Below are 9,177 nucleotides of genomic sequence, written 5' to 3' on the forward strand. Positions count from 1 at the left end.
CCCGCCCGCGTCCTCCGACAGGTCGGGCGCGGCGGTGGTGGTCTCCGCGATCCCGAAGTTGGCCACCCCGGAGGTCATCGTCAGGCGCAGCCCGGGGAAGATGACCTGGATGCTGCGGATGCCGACCTCGTCGTACCAGACGTCGATCCTGGAGGCGTAGGGGGAGTCGGCCTTGGGCGCGGCGTCGAAGGGCACCTGCGCCCCCCGCTCCGCGCTGAGTATCCGGGTGAGCACCCCGTCGTTGCGGAGCAGCCACACGTCTCCCTTGGTGACCGGGGCGGACTTCGCCTGCGCGACGCTGTCCGCGGGGGCGGGGTTGCCGGTCGACGTCCATGCCGTCGTGCCGGGCACCAGCATGGCGGACCTGCCGTCGGCCGCATAGGCCGCGATCGCGCCGTCCGGGCCTGGAGACAGGCGCTGCACGCTCACCCCGGACGGGGACAGTTCCTGCCAGCCGCTCTCGCCGCGGGTGAATGCCTTGCCCTGACGGCAGTACCAGAGCTTGTCCTTGCTGGTGACGGCGACGTCGTCAGCCTGGACGTTCAGGGACTGCCAGGTGCCGTTCCCGGCGCGCTGGAAGAGCGTGTTGTCCAGGCCGATGAGGTAGAGCGTGCCGTTGCCGGCGCAGGCCAGGCCCAGCCCCTGCCAGTTCTGGGTGTTGGTCTTCCAGGTCGTTCCGTCGAAGTGCGCGAGTTGCTTGTCGGCCCGCAGCCCCCAGACGACGTCCTTGCCCGGCACGATGCGGTTCAGGCCGTCGCCCGGCAGTCCGGTGGTGGGTATCGGGTTCCACTGCCGGGCCACCGGATCGAACCGCACCGGGCTGCCGTCGGCCTTAAGAACGCCGCGAGGCCGATGCTGCCGCCGCCGCTGGAGGACTTGCTGTGCTGCCCCACCCGGGAGTCGCCGTACTGCTCCTCGCGGGCGATCGCGTTGGCGACCTCGCTGATCGAGCGGTTCTGGTCGGTGGTGGAGGACAGGGTGTCGGCCTCGGTGGTCTTCTCCGTGCCGGTGGCCCTGGTGGTGCCCTGCCAGTCGACGACCGCAACCTTGGTGCGAAAAGCCCTCCCGCCCCTACGGGGTGGGAGGGCTCCATCTGGACCGCTAGTTCACGCCCGGAGCGTAGTTGTGAGGTTCGGCGCGGGGGCCTTGCTCCCCGTCGGTCCGCAAGACACGGTGCTCCTCGTGCTTGATCCAGGCTGTCTCAGCCCGGATCCACCGATTCGTTTCTGAGGGGATCGTGTCGGGGTTCAGACGGTGGTGATCAGTTGGAGGGCGTGTGGCATCGGCTGGTCTGTCCAGCTCTTCCCCAGGTTCTCCGGTCGGGCCCTTGTGGGCGAGGTGGGTTGGTTCGGTCAGGGGGTCGGCGGTGCGTGGGCGGCGTCGAAGAACGTGGTGAAGGCGTCGGCCAGTGCCACTGCGTCGGCAGACGTATCGTCAGGCGCCGTGCCGAGCGGGCGATCCTGGCTGGGATGTTGACCAGGTGGGCGCGAAGGGTGGCGGTGGTGGCCTTGGCGTGGAAGGTGCCTGGTTCAGCCGCCGTTGCCGCATGAATACTGATACGCCCGGCTCTGCGCGGCCGCTCGCGGTAGCGCGCGCCCACCTGCGTCAGGTTGGCCGCTATCCGAAAACCAGGACCAGCAAAAGTATCGGCAGTACGAGCACCACGGCCAGAATGACCAGGACGAGAATGCTCCTGAGCGCCTGCCTGCCCCGCTCACCGGCCTCCGTCAACATCCCCGGCCCGGAGTCACGCTGCCAGGCGGGGATCAGCACTCGGCGCCCATCGGCGATCTCCGCAGCGACCCGCCGGACGTCCTCCGCAGCGTAGATCCAGGAGGGCGGAGGCGGCCCGTACGTCCCGCCGGAGGTGGGCGCGTAACGCTGACTGCGCACTCGCGCCCAGCCGGCCACCGCCTGGACGGCGCCCGCCCGGACTCCCCACATCCGGCCGACCTCCTGGGCGTGAAGCCACTCGGGTCCCGGCTCGGCCGGCGTGCCCGCCATCTGCTCCCCTCCACAACATCCGCTGCACGCAAATAAGTTGAGCGAGCTTATTAGACACCTTGGCAACCGCGAACGGAAGGATGATGGCCCGGTTGGCGCCGCTGGTCGCCGAGTGGCTTGCCAGAGGCGTGGGCGTGGCGGGACTGAAGTACGCGCTGACCGCCGGGGTGCCGTCGCAGGTGAAGTAAGTAACCCCGTGGGTGCCAGCGGCTGTCCGAGGAGCCGTCAGGCGCGGCAGCGCAGCATGGTCAGCGGCGGGTTGGCGGCGATGTCGTCCCAAAAGCCCGTCTCGAACGCGTCCAGGGCGGCCTGAGCCCGGATCGAGGACCTGGCCCAACGCGGACCGTCGGCCCCGGTCTGGCACCCGCTCGGCAGCCGGGGCGGGCGGGCGTGCGTGCGGATGGACGGAGCTGCAGGAGGAGACGAGCAGGAGCCACGGGAGGTCTGCCGCCGGCCGTCCCAGCCGCTATCCGGGGCCGCCAGGACGCCTGAGGCATATGAGGCATGTGGTACTTCGGCCCGTGTGCCTCATGGATATCCATGGGTTGTTCAGGCACGTTGGGCACATGAGCGACAGGGCGCATCCGAGTGGCGGAGCGGACGCGTGATGCGCAGGCCCGCGCCACCGTGCGAGTCGTCGACCATTACCTGACGCAACGTCACCTGCCTTGAATCAGCTGACGCGCATGATGACGGCCAGCCGCATCGGTATGTTCGGATTCACGGCTGGATGCGTCGCTCGGCGGCGTCGAACGCGGGCGCCAGCGGGGCCAGCGCCGCGCGGAGCCGGTCGGGCAGTGAGCCGGAGGGCACGACCAGTCCTCCGGCGCCGAAACTCTCGGAGAACCCCGCGTTCCCGGCGGGCCGAAGCCAGCCTTCCAGTGCGATGCGAACCGCCGCGGCCACGCTCGCCGCGAGAACGCGGGCTGTGGGCGCTTCGGCGCCACCAAGGCGTTCGGCGATCACCGTCGTGAGAGGGGGCTCAATGTCGGCGGTCGTATCGAGGAACGCGTCAAGCAGCGGGGTCCGGGTGGTGATCAGCAGCAGTACTTCGCGTTCACGCCCACCGGTGTTCTTGTACTGCTCGACCACTGCTTCGGTGACGGCGTCAGCCAGGCGCACTCCTGCGGGCCGGGCTGCGACCGCCGACGCGACCCCCGCCTCCCGGCCTGCGGTAACGGCGGCGACGATCGCCTGCTCGCGGCTGGCGAAGTAGTTGTTGTAGGTGCGCGGCGAGACTCCGGCCGCCTCGGCGATCTCCTCGACGCGCACGTTGTCCGGTCCGCGCTCCACGGCCAGGCGCAGCGCGGCCTCGCGGAGCGCCTCGCGCGTGGCCTGCTTCTTCCGCTCCCGCAGCCCTGATGGTGGTGTCGTCACGGTGTCAGCATGCCACACGTAACTGCGCGTACGCAAACTTGCGTGCGCGCAGTTTTCCTGTCAGCCTCGACCCCACCGAGACCGACAGAGAGGGCGGCACCGTGCGAGCAAGAGGAATGACCTACGACACCGGATTCGTCGTGCACGGCCAGACATCCCGGGAGGACCTCGACCCAGCGGTCGTCCGGCGCGAGCTCGCCATCATCCGCGACGACCTGCACTGCAACGCGGTCCAGATCATCGGCGGCGACCCGGACCGACTGGAGCTGGCCGCCAGCGCCGCCGCCGAGCTCGGGCTGGAGGTCTGGCTCTCGCCCTATCCGCTGGAGCTGGACCCGGAGCAGATCCTCGCGCTCTTCCGTGACTGTGCCGGGCGGGCGGAACGGCTGCGGCGCGGTGGGGCCGAGGTCGTGTTCGTCGCAGGTGTGGAGCTGAGCGTGATGAGCCGTGGGTTCCTGCCCGGAGAGAGCCCCGAGGAGCGGGTCGAGCAGCTGATGCGCCGACCCGAAGGACGGGCGGAGGCGATGCGCGAGCTCGGCGTACGCATCAACGCATTCCTCCGGGACGCCGCGGCCACGGTCCGCGAGCACTTCCAGGGCAAGCTCACCTATGCGTCCATCCAGTTCGAGCAGGTCGACTGGACTCCCTTCGACTTCGTGACCTTCGAGCTGATCCGCTCCGCCGAGGTCGCCGACCGCTTCCGGGACGCGGTGCGCACCCTGGCCCAAGGCCCGAAACCGCTCGCCATCACCGGGTTCGGCACCGCCGCCTACCGCGGCGCGGGAGACCGCGGTGGGCGGGTGCTGCAAGTGGTCGAGTACGACCCCGAGACCAAAGCCCCTGTGCGGCTGGACGGCATATACGAACGTGACGAGGCCGGCCAGGCCGCATATCTCAGCGAACTGCTGGAGATCTTCGAGACCGAGGGCGTGAACAGCGCGTTCGTCTTCTTGTTCGCCTTGCCTGGCTACCCGCACCGCCCGGACGGCGACCCCAGGGACGACTTGGACCGGGCCGGCCTGGGCATCGTCAAACTCCTCGAAGGGCGCCGGGGGCAGACCTACCCCGACATGGAATGGGAACCCAAGGCCGCATTCGCGGCAGTGGCGCAGCGGTATCGGAGGTGACAAGCCCCACGCACGGTGACCACGGCTCGGGATCTGCACTGCGGCGCAGTGCGGATCCGACCGCCGGTGGCGCTGTAGGTACCGCGTTTCGGTGTCCACTTCCGGGCCGCCATGTCCAGCGGATGCCAATCGGACAAGTCGCGTGACTGACAGGCTCTCGGCGTGGGTGGATGGACCCGGCTCCGTACCAGGCCCCGTTGACCTGTGAGGCGAAGCACCGGAGGTGGGAAGCACTGGAGCCGATGATTCGTCGTGGCTGGTCAGAAGGCTGCAGCTTGCAGCGCCTGCTCGCAGATCTCTGCTCGCCAGCACGCCGCCCCTTGGCGGCAGGCGTTCGTGCTCCACGAGGTCGAGCGGCGGCCGAGGCCGACGACTGACCGGTGGCCTCGTGGATCCGCGCTGTCGAGTACGGGCTCAACCGGACGGCGTGACCGGGGACCGAATGCCGATCCACTGCTCAGCATTCCAGGCCTGGTACCGCTCTACCTCGGTGAACCCCAGCTTTGCCGCGAGGCGCATCGAACCGACGTTGGCGGTCTGGGTGGTGAGTACCACCGGCTCACCGGGAAGCGCGCCGGCGAGCCATTCAAGTGCCGCTGCGCACGCCTCGGCGGCGTACCCGAATCCCCACGCCTGCGGCAGGAACAGGTAGCCGAGATCGGCCTTCCCCGCGGCAGCCGGGCGGCGGTGCTCCGTCGCTCTCCTGAGCAGGATCTGGCCGATCATCGCCCCGTCGAGATCAACGACGAAACTCCCGGGCCACCGCTCGGGCACCCCGGGCAGCTCACCCTCGAGCTCGTCACGCGGCCGCGGGCCGCCGAGGTACGTATGCACCTCTGGCGACGCCAGCAACTCGACGAACGCCGCACGGTCCCGCGCCTCGGGCTCGCGGAGCACCAGCCTCTCGGTGCTGATCGGGGCGGGAGGCCAGGCAACGGGTCCGAGTTCAGCCATGGCGGGCAATTCCTCTCGACGGCAGCGACACAGGAGACGGTCCCGCAGAGGGGGACGCGTCTGACGAGTGATCCAGTTCCTGGGCAACGGGTCCGCCAACCCGTCGCCGTGCCCAGTGGACTGGCGCTGCCGTTCGGTGGCACCGGCGACGTGGTCGCGCTTGTCGGAGCCTTCAGCTCCGGACGTTGCGAGCCATCCGGAGCCCGCGTCGTCAGGGATATGACACCGAGCACGGAACGATCAAGGTGACACGGAACGCGGAACCGTCAGAACGCCGCTCACAGCGTCGGTCCGTGACACCGAAACGAGGAACCTACAATCCACGCCACAGCTCCGCGGCCTGGTCACCGGCGCCCGCCAGATCGATGACCGCGCTCTGTTCCGCGGTCGCCAGCGGCGCGGGCCAGGACGCTCCGGACTCCTCCACGATCTCCTGTGCCCGCGCCAGCGCCACCCTCGCGGCGATCGTCCGCCGGGCCGGCTCCCGCTCCCGCGCGACGGCGGCTTGCCACCGGGCCTCGTCCTCGGCCCGGGCCGCCTCCAGCGGCGGGGCGGCCGTGTGGCTGAGGCAGACGACCGGCAAGGGGTCCGCCACGACCGCCTCCTGCCCGGGCGGCGGCGGAAAGGCACGCGCGTGCTCAGCGTAGTCACTGCCGACTGCTCCACCCAGTCCGGCGCCCTGATTGACGAGATCGTCCGCGAGGGAGCCCGCCGCATGCTCGCCGCCGCGCTGGAAGCGGAAGTCAACCAGTACATAGCCGAGTTGACTGCGTGGAAGGACGAGCATGGGCGTCGCCTGGTGGTCCGCAACGGTCACCACCGGCTGCGGTCGGTAGTCACCGCAGCCGGCCTGGAGGTCAGGGCGGCCCCGCGGGTGAACGACCGGCGGGCGGACGAGGAGACGGACGCCTGGTCAGCCTGGTCATCAACGAAGCGGTGACCACGGTGCGCGAGTCCGCCCTGAACTCGATCAGCGAGGCATCAACCACCACCACCTGCCCCGGGACCTCGTCGAACCACTGACGGCCGCCATGCCGACGATGGAGCGCGAACTCCTCGAACACGCTCTCTACATCCTCGGTGCCACCCACTCCCCGCAGGCCCGGCCGCTGATCGAGCCCTTCCTCCACCACCCCGACCCAGAGGTGCGCGAAGAAGCCCGGCTCGCAGCAGCCGAGATCACCGCAGCGTCGGAGGGCCTCACTCACAACTCTTGACCAGCAGGCCCGGCGGCAGTCGTGTTGTTCCGTCCAGTGCCCCGGCATCGACCGCGTGGCGCATCCGCTTCTGCCGACGGCATGGGAGGGTTGACGCCTGCCGGCACTGCTCGGAGCGGTCCGCAGGGCCAAACATCGGGTGTCAGAGCCGTCTCGTGGTGAACAGGGTGGTCCCGTACGCCGCGTCCACTTCCTTCCGCTCGGTCTCGGTGAACCCGACCTTGGCCAGCACACGGCGAGAAGCGGTGTTCCAGTCCCAGACCGTGGCCCACAGACGTTCGTGCCCAGACGATCTCGCCCATTCCAGAACCGCCAACGAGGCCTCAGTCGCGTATCCCTGACGCCAGACTCGGCGTAGCAGCTCGAACGCCAGCTCCGGTTCCCCTGTCGGTCCTCGCCCGCTGTCGACCAGCCCGCAGTAGCCGATGACGTCACGAGAGGCCTTCCGCTCGACCGCCAGCAACCCGATCGACCACAGCTGGTTGGTGCGGATCGAATCCTCGAGCTCCGCGACCGTGGGGTGTCCGTCCGCGTCGATTCGGCGGTGCGGCGGCACTCGTGGATCACGTTCGGTCCACAGCTCACGCTGGACGACAGCCTCGGCTGCCCGCCAAGGCCTGAGTAGCAGGCGAGTCGTCTCGAGTACAACCTCGCTGCCGGGAGTCGCGTCACCTGCCATGACAGCAACCATCTCACGGGCGAACGCACCGTCGTGCCACGGGGCGCGCGGTCGGTCCTGCCGATCGTGGACGCGAGATGTGCGGGTCCACCGAGGTCAATTGCCGAGCATCGTCCTGGACCTGTACACCTTCGAATGTACCCGGTTGGACGCGTTGACCCGTACGCCCACATTCCCGACCCAAGTGACAACGTCGTCGGCGTGAACGACCCGATCCACAACTCTTGACAATGGCTCAGGACTGTTACAGGGGCCTGTGGTCCTCGCAGGGGTGTCCTCTTCCCGGTCAGCACTGCATTCGCGGTAATGACCTTTGCGAGGATGGGACGCATGGTCAGCATCGAAGAGTGGATCCGGGTCCGGAGAGACCTGCGGTTGGGGCAGAGGTTTGCCGGCACAGTGACCGCGGTGCCGACTCCGGGCGCAACCGGGTTCTTCGTCGACATCGGCCTCCCGGTCGGTGGGTTCGTCGATGTGCTGCTGCTTCCGGCGCACGCGCATCGGTGGCCGACCGTGGGAACGGTGACGGAGTTCGAGGTCTGGTGGGCTGATAAGCGGCCCCAGGTGCGGCTCAAGCCAGTGGACGGACAGTTCTTGCGCGAGGACTTCGACGAGTGGCAGGCGCGGTGGCGTCCGGGCTGGCCGGAGAACGTGCCCGTGGATCAGGCCTGGGTGGAGGCGGAGGCCGCGCCGTTGCGAGAAGCCGGCGCGGTTGAGGAGACGTTGCGTGCGGCCGGATGGCGGCCAGGGCGACGTGTTCCCGTCCAACCGTGGCGCGAGATGCTGGAGGCAAGGGGACTGGTTCGCATGCACAAGGCAGCCGAGCTCTTCTTGTCCGAGTTCGGTGGCTTGGACATACAGATCAGCGGGCCCGGCATCGATGTTGCGAAGACACCGTTCCACTTTGATCCCGAGCAGGTGGTGGGCGAGGAGGACCGCTTCGCGGACTGGAGCGCGACAGTCGGACGGGACATCTTCCCGATCGGCGAGCTCGACGGGGGCCGGTTCTTCCTCGGCATCGACGAGGACGGCGAGATCTATCTGATCGAGACCTGGGTGGCGACGTTCGGCCGGCTCCAGGACGCTCTGGAGAGGCTCGTCCTGGGCATCGCTCCGCGGCGTATCGGGTGAGGCTGAGACCTGTCAGGAGTGGGCGGAGAAGGGCCGGCTGGCTGCCCGTTCCCAGAAGGCCTGCCCCTTGTCCACCGCGTCTTCCATCACCGCGATCAGTCCGGATCAGTCCGGCGGCGTCAGTGCCCGTGGGAATGTCGACTGCGACGAAGCACTCACCGCTCCATTCGCTCAGGAGCCCCGCTGCGAGGATTTCGGCCTTGATCCGGTCGGCTGCTTGCTGAAGATCGACGGTCGGCAGGTCCGGGACGAACAGCGGCCGGAGGGTTCGGTGCCCGGCGGTCTTGACCACCTCGCTGACGTAGTCGTGGTCGGTCAGCAGGACGGTGTCGCCCAGGCCGAGGCCGTAGGTCAAGAGCGGAATGCAGGCGACGTCGTAGCTTCCGTTGTCGGCGTACGACTTGATCTCCCCAGTCACGTGCAGATGAATGCCCCCACCTGCGGTGTCGGGTAGGAGGACGGCAGAAGAACCGGCTTGTTCTGCTCGTCCGCGGCGAGGCCTTCCATGCGGAACAGCCAGTCCTCGAAGGCGTATTCGTCGGGAAGCCGGACTCGAACGTCCCTGACGGTGGAGTCGGGCATTGGAACTGTCGGTTGCGACATGAGGTCGCTTGTGTTGAGTGAAGACGTCGAAGGAGGATCGACTGAGGTCGAAGACGTAGTCCGGGCCGTATCCGTGGCCTGTCCC

10 protein-coding genes and 2 pseudogenes are annotated in these 9,177 nt (G+C 68.7%); 4 read left to right on the forward strand and 8 right to left on the reverse strand.

Annotation, left to right across the window (positions count from 1 at the left end):
- The 3 genes and pseudogenes from ACIBEC_RS47060 to ACIBEC_RS47070 form a co-directional block, all read right to left on the reverse strand.
- Window positions 1–816, reverse strand: a pseudogene (locus tag ACIBEC_RS47060) (hypothetical protein); the annotation flags it as partial.
- A gap of 801 nt (window positions 817–1,617) precedes the next feature.
- The gene (locus ACIBEC_RS47065; protein ID WP_360510084.1) at window positions 1,618–2,004 is read right to left on the reverse strand and encodes a hypothetical protein; all 387 of its coding nucleotides are present in this window, start codon (window positions 2,002–2,004) and stop codon (window positions 1,618–1,620) included.
- A gap of 720 nt (window positions 2,005–2,724) precedes the next feature.
- Entirely contained in the window at window positions 2,725–3,381 is a 657-nt protein-coding gene (locus ACIBEC_RS47070; RefSeq protein WP_360510083.1) for a TetR/AcrR family transcriptional regulator, read from the reverse strand.
- A 116-nt stretch (window positions 3,382–3,497) separates the two neighbouring features.
- Between ACIBEC_RS47070 and ACIBEC_RS47075 the strand changes: the two genes are divergently transcribed.
- Window positions 3,498–4,508: a hypothetical protein gene (locus ACIBEC_RS47075; RefSeq protein WP_360510082.1), complete on the forward strand. Its 1,011-nt coding sequence runs from the start codon at window positions 3,498–3,500 to the stop codon at window positions 4,506–4,508.
- A gap of 414 nt (window positions 4,509–4,922) precedes the next feature.
- Here ACIBEC_RS47075 and ACIBEC_RS47080 read toward each other — a convergent pair whose 3' ends face one another.
- Window positions 4,923–5,462 (reverse strand): GNAT family N-acetyltransferase, encoded by a 540-nt coding sequence (locus tag ACIBEC_RS47080; RefSeq protein WP_360510081.1) that lies wholly within the window; start codon window positions 5,460–5,462, stop codon window positions 4,923–4,925.
- Window positions 5,463–5,775: 313 nt separating this feature from the next.
- The gene (locus ACIBEC_RS47085; protein ID WP_360510080.1) at window positions 5,776–6,057 is read right to left on the reverse strand and encodes a hypothetical protein; all 282 of its coding nucleotides are present in this window, start codon (window positions 6,055–6,057) and stop codon (window positions 5,776–5,778) included.
- Window positions 6,058–6,096: 39 nt separating this feature from the next.
- Between ACIBEC_RS47085 and ACIBEC_RS47090 the strand changes: the two genes are divergently transcribed.
- Together ACIBEC_RS47090 and ACIBEC_RS47095 are read left to right on the forward strand one after the other, a co-directional pair.
- Complete coding sequence (locus tag ACIBEC_RS47090; protein WP_396290842.1) at window positions 6,097–6,402, forward strand: hypothetical protein; 306 nt, start codon at window positions 6,097–6,099, stop codon at window positions 6,400–6,402.
- A 91-nt stretch (window positions 6,403–6,493) separates the two neighbouring features.
- On the forward strand, window positions 6,494–6,679 hold the full coding sequence (locus ACIBEC_RS47095; protein ID WP_396290844.1) for a hypothetical protein: 186 nt from the start codon (window positions 6,494–6,496) through the stop codon (window positions 6,677–6,679).
- Window positions 6,680–6,821: 142 nt separating this feature from the next.
- Here ACIBEC_RS47095 and ACIBEC_RS47100 read toward each other — a convergent pair whose 3' ends face one another.
- Window positions 6,822–7,358 (reverse strand): GNAT family N-acetyltransferase, encoded by a 537-nt coding sequence (locus ACIBEC_RS47100; protein ID WP_360510078.1) that lies wholly within the window; start codon window positions 7,356–7,358, stop codon window positions 6,822–6,824.
- A 330-nt stretch (window positions 7,359–7,688) separates the two neighbouring features.
- Here ACIBEC_RS47100 and ACIBEC_RS47105 point away from each other — a divergent pair, with 330 nt between their 5' ends.
- Window positions 7,689–8,489: an SUKH-3 domain-containing protein gene (locus ACIBEC_RS47105; RefSeq protein WP_360510077.1), complete on the forward strand. Its 801-nt coding sequence runs from the start codon at window positions 7,689–7,691 to the stop codon at window positions 8,487–8,489.
- Between the two features lie 118 nt (window positions 8,490–8,607).
- Here the strand turns inward: ACIBEC_RS47105 and ACIBEC_RS47110 are convergent.
- Window positions 8,608–8,907: pseudogene (locus tag ACIBEC_RS47110) on the reverse strand (DUF4265 domain-containing protein); the annotation flags it as partial.
- The coding region (locus tag ACIBEC_RS47115; RefSeq protein WP_396290847.1) for a hypothetical protein at window positions 8,904–9,177 on the reverse strand (274 nt) is incomplete at its 5' end. The gene ACIBEC_RS47115 and the pseudogene ACIBEC_RS47110, both read right to left, overlap by 4 nt.

The sequence above is a fragment of the Kitasatospora sp. NPDC051164 genome (assembly GCF_044455625.1).
GTDB lineage: Bacteria > Actinomycetota > Actinomycetes > Streptomycetales > Streptomycetaceae > Kitasatospora.